Annotated in this window: 15 protein-coding genes; 2 read left to right on the top strand and 13 right to left on the bottom strand. The window is 61.3% G+C overall.

From position 1 onward, the window contains the following. Window positions 1-3 precede the first annotated feature (3 nt). From ACZCWR_RS09195 to ACZCWR_RS09135, 13 genes are all read right to left on the bottom strand, one after another. Window positions 4-1215: an efflux RND transporter periplasmic adaptor subunit gene (locus ACZCWR_RS09195; protein ID WP_487300464.1), complete on the bottom strand. Its 1212-nt coding sequence runs from the start codon at window positions 1213-1215 to the stop codon at window positions 4-6. A gap of 99 nt (window positions 1216-1314) precedes the next feature. Beyond that, entirely contained in the window at window positions 1315-2826 is a 1512-nt protein-coding gene (locus tag ACZCWR_RS09190) for an efflux transporter outer membrane subunit (protein WP_487300463.1), read from the bottom strand. A gap of 99 nt (window positions 2827-2925) precedes the next feature. Continuing rightward, entirely contained in the window at window positions 2926-3606 is a 681-nt protein-coding gene (locus ACZCWR_RS09185; protein ID WP_487300462.1) for a TetR/AcrR family transcriptional regulator, read from the bottom strand. A 180-nt stretch (window positions 3607-3786) separates the two neighbouring features. Continuing rightward, window positions 3787-5391: a tetratricopeptide repeat protein gene (locus ACZCWR_RS09180; protein ID WP_487300461.1), complete on the bottom strand. Its 1605-nt coding sequence runs from the start codon at window positions 5389-5391 to the stop codon at window positions 3787-3789. Window positions 5392-5499: 108 nt separating this feature from the next. Continuing rightward, window positions 5500-5901, bottom strand: coding sequence for a RidA family protein (locus ACZCWR_RS09175; protein WP_487300460.1), 402 nt, complete (start codon window positions 5899-5901; stop codon window positions 5500-5502). Next, window positions 5898-7022, bottom strand: coding sequence for an LLM class flavin-dependent oxidoreductase (locus tag ACZCWR_RS09170; protein WP_487300459.1), 1125 nt, complete (start codon window positions 7020-7022; stop codon window positions 5898-5900). Before ACZCWR_RS09170 ends, ACZCWR_RS09175 begins: the two co-directional genes overlap by 4 nt. 23 nt (window positions 7023-7045) lie before the next feature. Further along, complete coding sequence (locus tag ACZCWR_RS09165) at window positions 7046-7843, bottom strand: ABC transporter ATP-binding protein (RefSeq protein WP_487300458.1); 798 nt, start codon at window positions 7841-7843, stop codon at window positions 7046-7048. Between the two features lie 31 nt (window positions 7844-7874). Next, window positions 7875-8741: an ABC transporter permease gene (locus ACZCWR_RS09160; RefSeq protein ID WP_487300457.1), complete on the bottom strand. Its 867-nt coding sequence runs from the start codon at window positions 8739-8741 to the stop codon at window positions 7875-7877. 37 nt (window positions 8742-8778) lie between these two features. Beyond that, window positions 8779-9798, bottom strand: coding sequence for an ABC transporter substrate-binding protein (locus tag ACZCWR_RS09155; protein ID WP_487300456.1), 1020 nt, complete (start codon window positions 9796-9798; stop codon window positions 8779-8781). A gap of 32 nt (window positions 9799-9830) precedes the next feature. Continuing rightward, window positions 9831-10367, bottom strand: coding sequence for a flavin reductase family protein (locus ACZCWR_RS09150; RefSeq protein ID WP_487300455.1), 537 nt, complete (start codon window positions 10365-10367; stop codon window positions 9831-9833). A 16-nt stretch (window positions 10368-10383) separates the two neighbouring features. After that, window positions 10384-11379, bottom strand: a complete 996-nt coding sequence (locus tag ACZCWR_RS09145) for a helix-turn-helix domain-containing protein (protein WP_487300454.1) — start codon at window positions 11377-11379, stop codon at window positions 10384-10386. Between the two features lie 11 nt (window positions 11380-11390). After that, a complete protein-coding gene (locus tag ACZCWR_RS09140; protein WP_487300453.1) occupies window positions 11391-12185 on the bottom strand; it encodes an alpha/beta fold hydrolase in 795 nt (264 codons plus the stop codon). A 40-nt stretch (window positions 12186-12225) separates the two neighbouring features. Beyond that, entirely contained in the window at window positions 12226-12609 is a 384-nt protein-coding gene (locus ACZCWR_RS09135) for a Rid family hydrolase (RefSeq protein WP_487300452.1), read from the bottom strand. A gap of 189 nt (window positions 12610-12798) precedes the next feature. Between ACZCWR_RS09135 and ACZCWR_RS09130 the strand changes: the two genes are divergently transcribed. Both ACZCWR_RS09130 and ACZCWR_RS09125 read left to right on the top strand, forming a co-directional pair. Beyond that, on the top strand, window positions 12799-13803 hold the full coding sequence (locus tag ACZCWR_RS09130; RefSeq protein WP_487300451.1) for an aldo/keto reductase: 1005 nt from the start codon (window positions 12799-12801) through the stop codon (window positions 13801-13803). Between the two features lie 278 nt (window positions 13804-14081). Then, window positions 14082-15002: a LysR family transcriptional regulator gene (locus ACZCWR_RS09125; RefSeq protein WP_487300450.1), complete on the top strand. Its 921-nt coding sequence runs from the start codon at window positions 14082-14084 to the stop codon at window positions 15000-15002. The last annotated feature ends 9 nt before the right edge of the window (window positions 15003-15011 follow it).

Here is a 15011-nt window from a genome sequence, read left to right as displayed (position 1 = left end):
CCCCTACTTCGCCGCGCCGGCCGAAGCCGGCGATGCCGATGAAGCCGCTGAAGCCACCGCAGGCGCGGAAGCTGGTGGTTCCCACGCGACCGTCTTCACCTGCGCACCTTCACGCGCCGCCTGCACACCGTTCACGACGATCTGATCGCCGTCGTTCAGCCCTTTCGTCACGATCCAGTAATTTCCGTAGTTATCCTCTGATTCAACCGGCTTGCGCACGACTTTGTTATCGGCTCCTACGGCGAGCAAAAAACCGCCTGTGGTGTCGCGTTGCAAGGCTTGCTGCGGGACCAGAAAGATATCGTTGAGACGGCCGAAATCCACCGTCAACGTCACATACATGCCCGGCAACAGACGCCGGTTCGGATTGGCCACCAGCGCGCGCAGATTGACCGCGCCCGTGGAAGCATTCACCGTCACGTCGGAGAAATCGAGCGTGCCCTGACTGCCGTAAGTCGCGCCGTTGGGCAACGAGAGATGCATCGTCGTCTGATTTTGCTGTGCAAGCTGAATAGAGCCGCCGCCTTGCGCCTGTTGCTGCAAGGTCGCGAGATCGGCCGAGCTAATGGTGAAATTCACGTACATCGGATCGATCTGCTGAATGGTCGTGAGCAGCGTGCCGTTGCCGCCCGCGTCGGACGTGCTGCTGCCGACCACCGCGCCCGCCGTCACCTGTTGTTGCCCGGCGATGCCGCTGATCGGCGCGGTCACACGCGTGTAGTTGAGCGATACGCGCGCGGATGCCACCGTCGCTTCATCGGCCTTGATCTTGGCGGCGGCGCTGCGTTCGGCGGCATCCGAGTTATCGACCGTTTGTTGCGACACGGACCCGACCGGCAGCAGCTTGCGATTGCGCAACGCCGTCACGTGATCGTTGATGTAGGTCGCGCGATCCTCCGCGAGAATCGCAAGATCGTTGTCGAGTTGCGCGCGATAAAACGCCGGATCGATCTCGAACAACAATTGCCCCGCGCGCACCGGCGAGCCTTCGACGTAATCGCGCTTGAGCAGCACGCCCGAGACGCGCGCCGTCACGTTCGCGCTGTAGTAAGGCGAAAGCCGGCCGACGAAGTGGCGTTCGAGCGGCACCGACTGCATCTGCACCTTCGTGGTCGCGACTTGCGGCGGCGGCGGGGGTGGCGCGCTCTTCGAGCAGGCGGCAAGCACGCACAGACACAGGTACGACAGCGACACGCGCTGAGGACGTGACTTCATATGGACTCCGTTCTTGCTTGAGGCCGGTGCGCGCGTGCTGCGTTCGTCTTTCCTCCCGACAATTGCGCGCGACAGGTCGTGTTGAACAGCGTGCTTCGATCAGTCGGTGATATTGGTCGCCTGCTGGGCCGTGCTTTCCGATGCAGCCGCGGGCGGTGCTGCGCCATCGGCTTCGGTGCGCTGCCAGCCGCCGCCCAGATTCTTCACGAGCAGCACATGGCTTTGCGCCAGAAGCGCCTGTGTATCGCGCAAACTCTCTTGTGCCTGAATAAGCGTGATGCGCTGTGTCAGCACGCTTTGCTGGCTCGCCGCGCCCGCGCTGAACTGCGCCTGCTGGCTATCGAACAGGCGCGTGTTGCTGTCGAGCACCTTCGCGAAGGATTCTTCCTGTGCGCGGAGGTGGTTCATCGACGATAAGCTGTCCTCCACGCTCTGGAACGCGGTCAGTACCGTGTTGCGATAGAAGGCCACTTGTTCGTCGTAATTCGCGCGCGCTTCGTTCATGGCGGCCGTGCGTGCGCCGCCGTCGAAGACGGTCTGCGCGAGATCGGGGCCGAGCGTCCAGAAGCGGTTCGGCACCGTGAACAAATGCGCGAGCGTGGCGCCGCCGAAGCCGCCTTCCGCCGACAGCGAGAGCGTGGGGAAGAAAGCCGCCTTCGCCACGCCGATGCCCGCATTCGCCGCCGCTGCCGTGCGCTCGGCGCTCACCACGTCATAGCGCCGTTCGAGCAATTCCGATGGCAATGCATTCGGTACAGCCGGCGCGATGAAGCGATAATCCGCATCCGCCGCGATATTCAACTGCGCGGGCGGCACGCCGATCAACACGGCAATCGCGTGCTCGTCCTGTTCGCGTCGCGTTTCCGTGCTCTGCAAATCCGCGACGATCGTTTCCAGTTCCTGCTGCACAAACAGCACGTCATCGTTCGATGCATTGCCTTCCTTGAACGCGGTCTGCGTCATCGCGAGAATGCGGCCGTAAGCGTCCTCCTGTTCCTTCAGCGCTTCGATGTCGTAATCCGCTTGCCGCAATTCGAAGTAATCGGTCGCCACGCTGGCTGCAATCGAGATGCGCTCGCCCGCCAGTTCGGCATCCGATGCCTGCGCGTTCGCCTTCGCTTCCTCGACCTCGCGACGCACCTTGCCCCACAAGTCGAGTTCCCAACTCACCGACCCGAGCGCGATCACGCTATTGCCCGCGCCACCCACGGCCGACGATGAAACACCCGACGTGCGCCCGCCGCCCAACGCCGCGAGATTGCCGCCCGCGCGCCCGCCGGACAGCCCCGCCGTCACGACCGGAAACAGGCCCGCACGATTGGCCTCGACGGTTGCGAGCGCAATGCGATACGCCGCCTCCGCCGCCGCGATGGACTGGTTCGCCTTCAATGCCTGATCGACGAGACCATTGAGCTTGTCGTCGTCGTACATGCGCCACCATGTGCTGTCGATGGCGGCCTGCGGGTTCACGTCGGCGCGCTGCCAGTCCGTGCCTTCCCGAAAGCCTTGCGGCACCTGCGCGTCGGGCCGCTTGTAGTCCGGACCCACCATGCACCCCGCCAGCGACGTCACTGCGGCAAGCATCACGATGGTCCGCGAAGCTGTCTTCATGCGTTTCCCCTGTCCAGTGGAACGGGCAGTCCGATCAAACGTGTTTTTCGTATGACTAACTATTTTGAAAGCGATGACGGCCTGTTGAAAGCATCGTCGTTATCTTGCTGCGCATCCTTCGAGAAAAATTCTGACCGCCTGCTTCGCAATCAGCCTGCGCCGCGCGATGCCGGGACGCGGCGCACCTACCAGCAGCATGCGCGCACGCACGCCGCCCAGCACCAGATGCACGAACTGCTCGGTGGCGAGTTCGACATCATCGAACCGGAGTGTGCCGCGTTCCGCCGCTTCGCGCAGAAACCGTTCGAGCGGCTCCATGCCGGCGAGTCTTCCATGCTTGTCGTACAGCGCCGCCGAGAGCGCCGGAAAGCGGCGCGCTTCGACCAGCAGCACCCAGTAAAGCTGCGTCATGTCCTCGCGCGTGCCGACATCGAGCAGATGCAGCGCCGCGCGTTCGAGCACTTCGGCGGGTTCGCCGCCGTCTATCACGATCCGGCGGAAATCGTTGAGCCAGTCCTGCCGCGCCATGTCGAGCACCGCGCTGAACAAGCGCTCCTTGCTGCCGAAATGACCGTATAGCGTTTTTTTCGCCACGCCTGCGTCGCGCGCGATATCGTCCAGCGTGGTTTCGCGAAAGCCCACTGTCAGAAAGCGTTCCTTCGCATGCTCGATGACCGCACGCATGCGCGCCTCCGACTCGCATAGCGTCAGACGTCCACCCGGCCCGGACTTGCGTTCTGGATTCATGACATCCGACGACGAGCCGCGCGGAAACTCCACGGGCGCGTTTCCGTTCAGGCAAAAAGGGACGACAGCGGGAAATCAGTGGAAGTACTATATGCCGCGAATCAATGCGCAAGTAAATAGCTATTTTTGATCGGGCGATCTGATTTTTTCGATGACAAACGAATGGCTTACAAATACCCAAGGAATCCTTAACACATACCTTTGCGTTGGCTTCTAAATTCGGTCTGCGCTTTTGAATCCCGCAAGCAGGCGCGTCACGCGCTGGACGACATCGCTCCAGCTTTCGTGCCGGCGTTGCCTGCACAGCAGCATGTTTCCCGGATACCACGGCGAATCGCTGCGGCCCTGCATCCAGCGCCAGTCGAGATCGCGCGAGGGCAACAACACCCAGCACGGCTTGCCCATCGATGCCGCCAGGTGCGCGACGGACGTATCCACGCAGATCACCAGAGCGAGTTGCGCGATGATGGCCGCTGTGTCCGCGAGATCCGTGATCGATGAGCCGAGATGCAGGATTGGGCGGTCGTGCATCACCTCGTCTTCGCCCTGCCCTTTCTGCAGGCTCACGAAACTTACGCCGTCAACGGACCAGGGCGGCGCAAGCGTATCGAGCGACGGCAACGAGCGGAATGCGTCGTTATGATGTTGCGCGTTGCCTTTCCATGCGAGCCCGACCTTGAACGTGCCGGGCAACGCGTCGAGCGGTTCGCTCCATTGCTCGATGAGCCTCGCATCGGCACGCACGCGCAAAGGCCTGGGAATCGAATCGGCCGTGGTGTTGAAATGAAGCGGCGCGCTCAGGAGACTCGTCCAGCAATCGTATCGATGTGAACCGGTCTGCGCGGTTTCGTGATCGAGCACGGAATCGATGCCATCGGCATTGGCTAACAAGCGGTGCAACGCGCTCACGCACGCCACCGTCACGTACCGCGCGCCAGCCGCCCTCAGCAACGGCACATAGCGCGCGAACTGAATCATGTCGCCGAGGCCGTCTTCCTGCCACACGAGCACGGATTTGCCTGCAAGCGGTTCGCCTTGCCATTGCGCGCATCGAAGGCGTGCGCGCGACTGTGCATGCACGAAGCGCGGATGATCGTAACGTGCTTCGTGAAGCGCGAAACCTTCATCGAAGCGGCCTTCGCTCAATAGCAACGTGGCGAGCGCGAAGCGTGCATCGTGATAATCGGGCTGCAAGGCAATGGCTTGACGATAGGCCGATTCAGCTTCATCGATCCGTTGCTGCTGACGCATCAGACTGCCGAAGTTGTAGTGCGCTTCCGCGAGATTCGGCTTGAGCGTGAGCGCAATCCGCACATGCGATTCCGCTTCCGCGAGACGGTCCAATACTTCCAGCACGTTGCCGAGATTGTTGTGCGCTTCGGCGGCATCGGGCAATAAACGCAATACATGCTGATATTCCTGCTCCGCTTCTGCATAGCGTTGCAGACGAAACAGCACCCATGCGAGTTGAAAGCGCATTTGCGCCGCATCCGGGCGCAGTTGGAGCGCACGCCGGAAATGCGGCTCGGCTTCCGGCAAGCGACCGAGGCCCTTGAGCATGATCGCGAGATTGCTATGTGCATCGACGTGATCGGGCGCGAGCGCGATTGCATCGTTCCAGAAGGCCTCGGCCTCTTGCGTGCGGCCCAGCCCGAGTAAGCTGATCGCGGCGATATCCAACGCCAGCACGCGGTCTGAGTGCGTGGCGCCGGGTTCTTTTAACAGCGGTTGCAGCAGCGCGAGCGCTTCGTCGAAGCGTCCGCGCTGCCGGAACGAATGTGCCTGAAGCACGACTGCATTCGGCGCGTCTGCTGCCATGTCACGTAAGACCAAAGAAATGACTCGATGGTCCTACCTTATCGCGGACAACGCGTGCGCCATGCCGCGATCATCGCCCGTTGTGCCCTGTTAATCGGCGAATCACGGTCAAATCGAACGGACGTTCACCATCACGGTCACATCTATTTCCACGAGCATCTCAGGATCGACAAGCCCCGAAACCAGCACGAACGTGCTTGCCGGAAAGCGCCCCGCTTCGAAATGCTTGCCACGTTCCGCGTGAATCGCAGGCAACCATTCGCGCGATGTCGAGAATGTCACGATCTTCACGATATGTTCGAGCGTGGCTCCGAGCGCATGCACGGCGGTTTCGATATTGCGCCATATCTGCGCCATTTGCGCTTCGATATCGCCCGCACCGACGAGTTGCCCTGCTTCGTCCCATGCAACCTGTCCCGTCAGAAACACGGGCGTGCCTTCGCGCACGATGCCATGTGTGTAATAGCTCTGCGTCTTGAGCCCTTCGGGATTGACGTATCGCGCGCTCATGCGTGGACTCCGCGCGCATCCAGCGCATTCGTTTTGAGGCCGCTCGCCGCGAGCGAATCGACCACGCTCGTACCGATGATGCGCAGATCGTCGATGAAGTCCGGCACGATCACGGTGATGCCATCGAGGTCCGCGCCCTTCACGATATGCGCGAGCTTGCGGCCGATCGTTTCCGGCGATCCGACGATGGCCGCCGGCGTCAGCGATTGCGCCGCGTTGCCCTGCGCGATGAAGCGCTTGGCCATCGTGTTCTGCGCGAGGCTCTTGTCGCCGGAGTATTCGCGCGTCTGATTGTCGAGTGCTTCGGTGTCCACGCCCGAATTGAAATAGTCGACACGCTCTTGCGCGATTGCATCGGTTTCACCCGGCACGATGGTGAACAGCCCATAGGTCTTGAAGTCGTGCTTGCCGACTTCGGCGGCCAATTCTTTCGCACGTCTACCGGTCTTGATGAAATCCTCCTTGTCGCTGCCGAGCAGAAAGCTCGCCGTGCAATTGCGAATGGTAAAGCGAAAGCCCGTATCCGAACCGCCCGCGCAGATGATCGGCGGCATCGCTGAAGGCTTGGGATTCGACATGCAATCTTCCAGCGTGAAATGCTCGCCCTTGTGGTTCACGCGGTCTTCGGTCCACAAGCGTTTCAGCACCGTGAGCCATTCCTCGGCGAACGCGTAGCGTCCCGCGTGATCGAGATCGCGCCACAGGCCCATTTGCCCCTGATCGTAGGGGTTCGATCCCGCGACGATATTCAGCCCGAAGCGTCCTTTCGATATTTGATCGATCACCGCCGCCATCTTCGCGACCACGGCGGGATGAAACACCATCGTATGCACCGTGCCCCATACCTGAATGCGCGTGGTGGCTTCGGCGAGCGCGGACATCGTCGATAAGGATTCCAACGTAATGTCCCAGTGCTGGCTCGGGCCGCCGTAGCCGCGCCATTTCGCCATGCTCAGCGCGAAGTCGAAGCCCAGTTCTTCCGCGAGCAATGCAACGGCCTTGTTGTAGTCGTAAGTCGCCGGTAATTGCGGGCTGGTCGTTGATGTGATCCACCCGCCATTGCCGACCGGGAGAAACACGCCGAGTTCGACGCTGCTGCGTTCCTTGCTATTCATATTCATGATGTTCCCTTCTTTCGATTCATTCATGCAGCGCGTTGCCCCGCAAGCGCCTTGCGTGACTCTTCGTGCAAGGCATCCAACAATTGTTCGTCGAGCCGCCCGAATTCCGTCGATGCCGTCATTGCGAGCGTGCGCGGACGCGGCAGATCGATCTTCAGATCGAGCCGTACACGCGTGGGCCGCGCGCCGAGCACGACCACGCGGTCCGACAAGAAAATCGCCTCGTGGATGTCGTGCGTGATCATCACTGCGGTCCACGCGTGTTCGGACCACACGCCCTGCAGCCAGTTCTGCATCTCGATGCGCGTGAGTGAATCGAGCGCGCCGAAGGGCTCGTCGAGCAACAGAATCTCTCGGCCCAACACGACCGTGCGCAGAAACGCCGCGCGTTGACGCATGCCGCCCGAAAGCTCGAATGGTAAGTTGTCCTCGAATCCGGCTAGACCGAATGCGGCAAAGAGTTCGCGCGCCTTCGCACGCGCATCCCTGCGTTTCATGCCTGCTAGTTCGAGACCGAGCGCGGTGTTGTCCAGAATCGAGCGCCACGGAAAAAGCAGGTCCTTTTGCGGCATATACGCGAACGGCGTGCAATCGCCGGTGCGGTCGCGTCCGTCCACCAGAATGTGGCCGCTCGAAGGCGGCTCAAGCCCCGCCATGATGTTGAACACCGTGCTCTTGCCGCAGCCCGACGGGCCGATCACCGACACGAATTCGCCGGGCGCAGCGCGAAACGACACGTCGCCGACCACATCGCGCATCCCGCCTTTGCCCAGCGCGAAGGACTTTCGAATGTTCAGCAGTTCGATCTTGTTGAGGCTCATGAAACGCTCCTGTTCCGCTGTGTTCGCCCGTTCATTTGCCGCGCCGACGCGCCTTCACATGCCAGGGCACGACGACATATTCGACCGCATAGGTAAGACAGAACAGCGCCACGCTCAGGCTCGCCGTCACGATTACCGAGGCCAGCACGAGGTCCGTTCGAAACGCGTTTTTCTGCATGCCCATGTAGATGCCGAGACCGAACTCCGCGCCCACGTATTCCGCGAAGATCGCGCCCGTCACCGCATACGTGATGCTGATGCGCAAGGCCGTGAAGAACGCCGGCAATGCCGAAGGCAGACGCACGAAGCAGAACAGCTTCCAGCGATCGCCGCCCATGCTCTTGACCAGATTGGCGGATTCTCGGTCCGCGGAATCGAAGCCTTCGACCAGTCCCACCGTCACCGGGAAGAACGTGACGAGCGCGATCACCAGCACCTTCGGCAAGAGCCCGAAACCGAACCAGATGATGACGAGCGGCGCGATCGCGATGATCGGAATGGTCTGCGACGCAACGAGCAGCGGCATCATCCCGCGCCTGAGCCATGTCGAGAAATCGATCGCCACGGCCAACGCCCAGCCGATCACCAGCGACACCGAAAAACCGATCAGCGTCACATACAGCGTGGGCAGCGTGTTGTCCCACAGATCGGCGCGCGCGGCCCACCCTGCTTCGAGCACGCGCGAAGGCGCTGGCAAGATTTCTGGGGCCACGCCCGTGATACGCACCGCAGCCTCCCACACGAACAACAGCACGATGACGATCACGACGGGCGGCGTCACGCGCACCAGCACATCGCGCAAGGGCTCGCTCTTCGCCGCTTTTGCCACGACCGCGGCATCCGTCATGATTTCCGCTCCGTCACCGCCGAGCGGCGCAGACGATGTGAGTTCGTGCATGGGAAGTCCTCGCAACACTTGAATGCCAATGACACGACTAGTTCTTCGTCAGATAGTCGTTGGTAAAGTAGTCCGCCCAGTTAGGCTCGCCCTTGAGCGGCTTGCCATCGGCGCCTGAAAGCAAGCCTTTCTTGAACAGGAAACCTGAAAGACCGGACCATTGCGCGAGCGTCTGCGTGCCGACCTTGCCTTGCGCATCGCGATAGTCGGGCGAGAGCATCTTCTGGCTCTCGATCACGAAGTCCTTGTCCTGAAACGCCGATGCATTAAGCTTGATAAGCGATTGCGCGCCTTCTTCCGGGTGCGCGGCGGCGAACTCATAGCCCTTCTGCAACGCCGCCACGAACTTATGCGCGAAAGCGTCATGCGTCTTGAGCCATGCGGGATTCGACACCACGATCACGGCATAGGCATCCGGGAAACCGTAGTCCGTGTACTTGAAGTACTTCACCGGCTTGCCCGCGCGCTTCGCTTCCAGCCCTTCCCACGCCATGTATGGCAACGCGAAATCCACCGTGCCCTGCTTGAGCGCCTCGATATACGACGAGCGCAACGTGATGTGCTTGAAGTCCCCCGTGCCGCCCGCGTTCTTGATGACCTGCGAGACGATCGCGCGCTCACCCGGCGCACCCACGCCGCCGAACTTCTTGCCTTCGAGATCCTTCGGACTCTTGAGATCATCGCGGCTCGCGAGCACGCCGATGGACGACGCCCAATGCTGATCGATCGCGAACACGGACTTGACCTTCGCGCCCGCCGCGATGGAGAACGTCACTGCATCCTGAAACGTCGTGCCGAAATCGGCGACGCCCGCGCTCACCAGCGCATCGGGCGAAGTCTGGTTATACGGCAGCACCTTCACATCGATGCCTGCATCCTTGAAATAGCCTTTATCGATGGCGACGAACAAGCCTGTGTGGTCCGTGTTCGGCGTCCAGTCGAGCGCGAAGCGAACGGTGGTCAGATCGGCGGCCTGTGCGGCCGACAGACTGCTTGCGGCGATCAACGCAACGGCGGCTTGCCGGATAATGCGAAAAAAGAATGCGTGGGGTTTCACGTCAAGTGACCTCAAGGTTGAGAGAGATGAATTCATGCGTCGGCGGGCGTCGAGAAGCCGAAGCGCCGTTGCCAATAAAGCAGACCGTGCGATGCGCGCGCACTAGTTACCGTGTCGATGTCCGCGAACACCAGCTTGTGATCGCCCGCTTCCACGATGCGGTTGATCGTGCAACCGAAGCACGCCGATGCATCGCGCACCACCGGACCCCAGCCTTCGTCGAGCGTGGTGACATCGCGCAGACGATCATCGGATTTCACGGCGCACGCGGCGGCCACGTGTTGTTGTGCGCTTTCGAGCACGGACAGCGCGAACCGTGTGTCTTCATCGACGCGAGCCAGGAAGCTCGATGCATGCCCCAGCGCGATCATCAGCACGGGTGGCTCGAACGAGATCGAGGTGAACGCGGTGACGGTCGTCGCATGGCATCGGCCGAAATCATCGCGCAGTGCAATCACGGCGACCGGTGCGGCCACGTTGGCCCATGCATCGGCGAGTGCGGGTCCGAGATTCGAAGCCCTGCGTTCGCGCGTGCTGCGTAAGACATTGAGCGAAGGTGAGGAAATCATGTTCGTGCCTTGTTCTTTATGAAGACGACTGCGATTCCGCGAGATCCTCGCGCGTGCAAGCTGCTTCGTGACGCTTCCAGTTGTCGCGATGCTGCGAAGGCGAAATGCCGAAATGACGCTTGAAAACGCGGCTGAAATACGCCGAATCGTTGAAGCCCCAGCGAAAGCAGACTTCGGAAATGCTCTCGCGGAAGTACACCGGGTTCATCAGTTCTTCGTATGCGCTTTCCAGCCTGCGGCGGCGCACATAAAGATTGAAGGCCTCGCCGCCTTCGTTGAGGATCTTCTGCAAATAGCGCGGCGAAATCGACAACAAGGGCGCGACGCTTGCAGGCGAGATGCCCGCATCGCGCAGATGCCGGTCGATCGCTTCATGCGCGCGGCTCAGCAATACCGCGCGGCTCGCTGTCATGTCGCGCCGGTCGGGCGATGCCGCCAGCGCCGCGATGAAGAACTCGCAGATCGACAGCTCGATGGCGCGCACTTCCGCTTCGCTCATCAAATCGCAGGCGCGCACGAAGGTTTCGATCAGCGCGCCGAGCATGCGCGCCGCGCCCGTGTTCGAACGCACCGGCTGCACCGCTTTCAACGCGGCGGATGCGAGAAAGCGCGGCACGCGGCCCGAACGTGGAAGCTGCACGTATTCGAGCGTCAACGCATCGGCAGACTCGATCACCAGCCGATGACCGAGCGGACCGAACACGATATCGCCCTGTTCCAGCGTAAGCGAGTCGCTTTGTGTCCGCACGCGCGCCGCACCGGCCACGACATAAGCCAGCCAATATTCGTTAGGCCTGCGATGATCTTCCGTCGTGATGCTCTGCCCTTCAATGCGCACATTCACCATCTCGAAGCCGCCCGGCGCACGCCAGCGTCGTGCGCGAACGAGCAGCTCATCTGCCGGATCGCGTGGCGCGATGCTCCAGTCGAGGTCTTCGGCGAAGCGTTCCCATGCAGGCGTGCGCGCTGCATCGGGCAACGTCGCGGCATCGAAATGAGAGAGTTCGAGCACGGTGCCTTTCCTTAAGCGGCTGACGAAAGAAAACCGCTGACGAGCGCGTTGAACGCTTCAGGCACGACACGCGAACAGCTATGCCCTCCTGTTTCCAGCACTTCGAGCCTGCTGCCTGTTATGGCCTGCGCGAGCCTGCGCGACTGATAGGGCGGCGTGAGAATGTCGTCGGCGGCGCAGACGATAAGCGTCGGCGTCTTCACATGCGGCAAATGCTTCAACCAGTCGAACGCGAGAATGGCATCGATGCGCGCCGTCACGACCGCATACGGCTGCGCCATGTCTGCCGCACCTCGCGCTTCGGCTTCGAGCGCTTCGGCGTTGTCCTGCACATACCACGCGGGATACATGAAAAGGATGTTGCCGTGCGCGTACGCCTGCGTGCCCGCGCCATCCAGCACGTTGCGGCGCAGCTTGAAACACCAGCGAAAATGCGCATCCGTTGCGGGCCACGATGCGTACAGCACCATGGCTTCGACGCGCGCGGGCGTTTTCGTCGCGAGCACCTGACAGATCGCTCCGCCCGTCGAATGACCGACAAAGCACGCGCTCGCATGACCGAGATGGTCCATCAGCGCGAGCACGTCATCGGCGAGCAATTCGACGGAATACGCGCTTTCGGGCCGCTCGCTACGGTCCGTGCCGCGCTGATCGTGAAGGACTACCGTGTAATCGCGGGCGAGCGCATCGAGATTCGGTTCCCAGAAGCGCGCGCTGCCGCCGAGACCGGAGATCAAATAAAGCAGCGGACCCGACCCATGGATCTCGTAATGCAGATCGACTCCGTTGATTCGTGCGCTGGGCATTGGATTGTTTTTGCGTGAGTATTAAGTTTAAAAGGGCCCGTCAGCCGATATGCGCGACAGTCGCGATCTCGACGAGAAACTCCGGCTTCACCATTTCGAGCTTCACGCAGAAACGCGCGGGACGCGGCTCCTTGAAATACTCCATGTAGACCTTGTTCATCTCGGCGTAGTACGTCATGTCGCGAATGAAAATGTGGTTCATCGTGACGTCTTCGAGGGTCGCGCCCGCGGCTTCCAGCACGACCTTGATGTTCTCGATCACTTGCCGCGTCTGCGCGTTGATATCGCCGTGACCGGTGATCGCGCCGCTGACGGGGTCGGTCGAAAGCATGCCGGCCACGTAGACCGCCTTATCGGCTTTCACGCCCCAGGAGAGATGCGTGAATGAAGTGGTCCAGCCTTCGGGATGAATATGTTCGTTCATGTCGTGATGGATGTTGATGGAGTCAGTCGTTGATTGGCACTACTAGATTGACACGCCTGAAATCGCCGGGTTTGGACTCAGCGCTCCGATCTCTTGGAGTAACGCGTCGTGTTGCTTTTTTCGCTTGGAGCAAGGCGTTTTGGCTGCGTAAAGTGCGCACACCTCAACCGATGTATTCAAGGAATCGCGATGTCTTACACGTATCTCGGCAGCACCGGCCTGCAGGTTTCGAAGATCTGTCTCGGCGCGATGATGTTCGGCGGCCAGACCGATGCGCTCACGGCGCATCGCATCGTCGCGAAGGCGCATGAACAAGGCGTCAACTTCATCGACACGGCGGACATGTATCACGCGGGCGAATCGGAACGCGTGGTGGGCAGCGCCATTGCGAACCAACGCGATGACTGGATCGTCGCGACCAAGGTCGGCAATCCCATGGGCGCGCGTCCCAACGAACAAGGCATGTCGCGCAAGTGGATCATGCGTGCGGTCGAGGACAGTCTCGCGCGGCTCGGCACCGACTACATCGACTTGCTTTATGTGCATCGCGCGGACTTCAACGCGCCGCTCGGCGAGATGGTGCGCGCGTTCGCGGATCTCATCCGGCACGGCAAGGTGCGTTACTTCGGCGTGTCGAACTTCAAGGCGTGGCGGCTCGCCGAAACCGTGCGTCTCGCGGATGAAGCGGGCATCGACCGGCCGGCCGCGACGCAACCGCTCTACAACATCGTCAATCGCGAGGCCGAGGTCGAGCATTTGCCGGCGGCATCGCACTATGGCGTGGGCGTGGTGACGTATAGCCCGCTCGCGCGCGGCATTCTCACGGGCAAGTACGCGCCGGGTGAAGCGCCGGGTGCGGATACGCGTGCCGGCCGCGCCGATCCGCGCATGTTGCAGGCGGAGTGGCGCGAGGAATCGCTCGTGATCGCGCAACGGCTCGCCGACTACGCCGAACGCACCGGCACCACCGCCAGCGCGCTCGCTCAACAGTGGGTGCTCGCCAACCGCAAGGTGACTTCCGTGATCTGCGGGCCGCGCACCGAAGCGCAATGGGACAGCTACATGGCAAGCGCGCCGCGCGACTACACGAGCGACGACGAAGCCTTCGTCGATCAGCTCGTTTTGCCCGGTCATGCTTCTTCGCTGCGCCATGTCGATCCTCATCATCCGGTCGAAGGACGCATCGCGTTCTGAATATCGTGCGTGGCGTCCCGTTCAATGAGCACAGGTTAGGGACGCCATATTGTGCGGACAAGCGCCGAAATTGATGCTTATCGTTGCCGATATAGCAACACCTCCAGACGTGGCCGAGCGCGTGCATGATGCAAACATTTGCGCGCCGATGCGCCCGCACCACGTTATTTTGAAGGGCTGGACGAGACTTTTATGGCCATGCACCCTTTTGGCATGGACGCGGTTTGGAGCGGCGCAGTCCAAACGTGTGTCGTGCGTCCACCTGTGCGGATCGATTCGTGAAACTGCTTTCCCTGCGTTATTTCCATGAGGTCGCGCGGCTCGGCTCCATTCGCCGCGCGGCCGACTTGCTGCATATCGCGCCGTCTGCCGTGAGCCGGCAGATCGCGCAACTCGAAACCGATCTCGACGCGGTGCTGTTCTTTCGCTCCAAGGCGGGCGTGGCGCTCACGAACGCGGGCGAAACCTATTGGCGGCAAACGCGCCGCGTGATGCTCGATCTCGCCAATGCGCGTCAGTCGCTCGACGACATGCGCGGGCTGCGGCGCGGCGAAGTGCGCATTCACGTGATCGAGGGTTTGGTATCGGACTGGTTGCCGCGTCTGGTCAGCGAGTTTCGCAAGCTGTATCCGGGCATACGCTTTCATATCCGTTCGTCATCGACGGATCAGATCATGGCGGCGCTGCTGGAACATGAAGCCGACATTGGCCTGACCTTCAACGCGCCCACGCGCGATGAGATACAGAACATCGAGGAATATGTGGAGCCGGTGACGTGTCTGGTGTCGCCGGATCATCGGTTCGCGGATGCATCGCAACTCAAGATCAGTCAACTGATCGACGAACCCATGGCGCTCGCGGAATCGAGCTTCGGCTTGCGGCAACTGATCGAGCGCGCGTTCGCCCGATATCGTTCGGAGTTCGAACCGGCGATCACCACGAATTCGCTCGAACTGACCAAAGCCATGGCGATGACCGGCACGATGATCGCCTTCATGCCCACGCTCACCGTGCAGCGCGAATTGAACGAAGGCGTGTTGCGTCCGATACCGGTGGAATCGAAGGAACTGTCGGAATCCCGCACGAGTTTGTGCATTCATCGCGACCGGGCCTTGTCGTTTGCGGCGCGCGAGTTGTTGAAGGTCATGCGCGCGGAGTTTCGTTCGCTCAATGCAAAGCAGAGAAAGCGGCGCGCGTGATTCGGCCGC

Source organism: Caballeronia sp. A2-2 (assembly GCF_057612605.2).
Note: the sequence above shows the minus strand (reverse complement) of the source record. Positions and strands in the feature narration are given on the sequence as shown.

Excerpts from the sequence above, each read along its gene's own strand:
- ACZCWR_RS09195 (WP_487300464.1), bottom strand. The coding sequence starts at position 1,215 with ATGAAGTCACGTCCTCAGCGCGTGTCGCTGTCGTACCTGTGTCTGTGC.
- ACZCWR_RS09190 (WP_487300463.1), bottom strand. The coding sequence starts at position 2,826 with ATGAAGACAGCTTCGCGGACCATCGTGATGCTTGCCGCAGTGACGTCG.
- ACZCWR_RS09180 (WP_487300461.1), bottom strand. The coding sequence starts at position 5,391 with ATGGCAGCAGACGCGCCGAATGCAGTCGTGCTTCAGGCACATTCGTTC.
- ACZCWR_RS09175 (WP_487300460.1), bottom strand. The coding sequence starts at position 5,901 with ATGAGCGCGCGATACGTCAATCCCGAAGGGCTCAAGACGCAGAGCTAT.
- ACZCWR_RS09170 (WP_487300459.1), bottom strand. The coding sequence starts at position 7,022 with ATGAATATGAATAGCAAGGAACGCAGCAGCGTCGAACTCGGCGTGTTT.
- ACZCWR_RS09165 (WP_487300458.1), bottom strand. The coding sequence starts at position 7,843 with ATGAGCCTCAACAAGATCGAACTGCTGAACATTCGAAAGTCCTTCGCG.
- ACZCWR_RS09160 (WP_487300457.1), bottom strand. The coding sequence starts at position 8,741 with ATGCACGAACTCACATCGTCTGCGCCGCTCGGCGGTGACGGAGCGGAA.
- ACZCWR_RS09150 (WP_487300455.1), bottom strand. The coding sequence starts at position 10,367 with ATGATTTCCTCACCTTCGCTCAATGTCTTACGCAGCACGCGCGAACGC.
- ACZCWR_RS09140 (WP_487300453.1), bottom strand. The coding sequence starts at position 12,185 with ATGCCCAGCGCACGAATCAACGGAGTCGATCTGCATTACGAGATCCAT.
- ACZCWR_RS09135 (WP_487300452.1), bottom strand. The coding sequence starts at position 12,609 with ATGAACGAACATATTCATCCCGAAGGCTGGACCACTTCATTCACGCAT.
- ACZCWR_RS09130 (WP_487300451.1), top strand. The coding sequence starts at position 12,799 with ATGTCTTACACGTATCTCGGCAGCACCGGCCTGCAGGTTTCGAAGATC.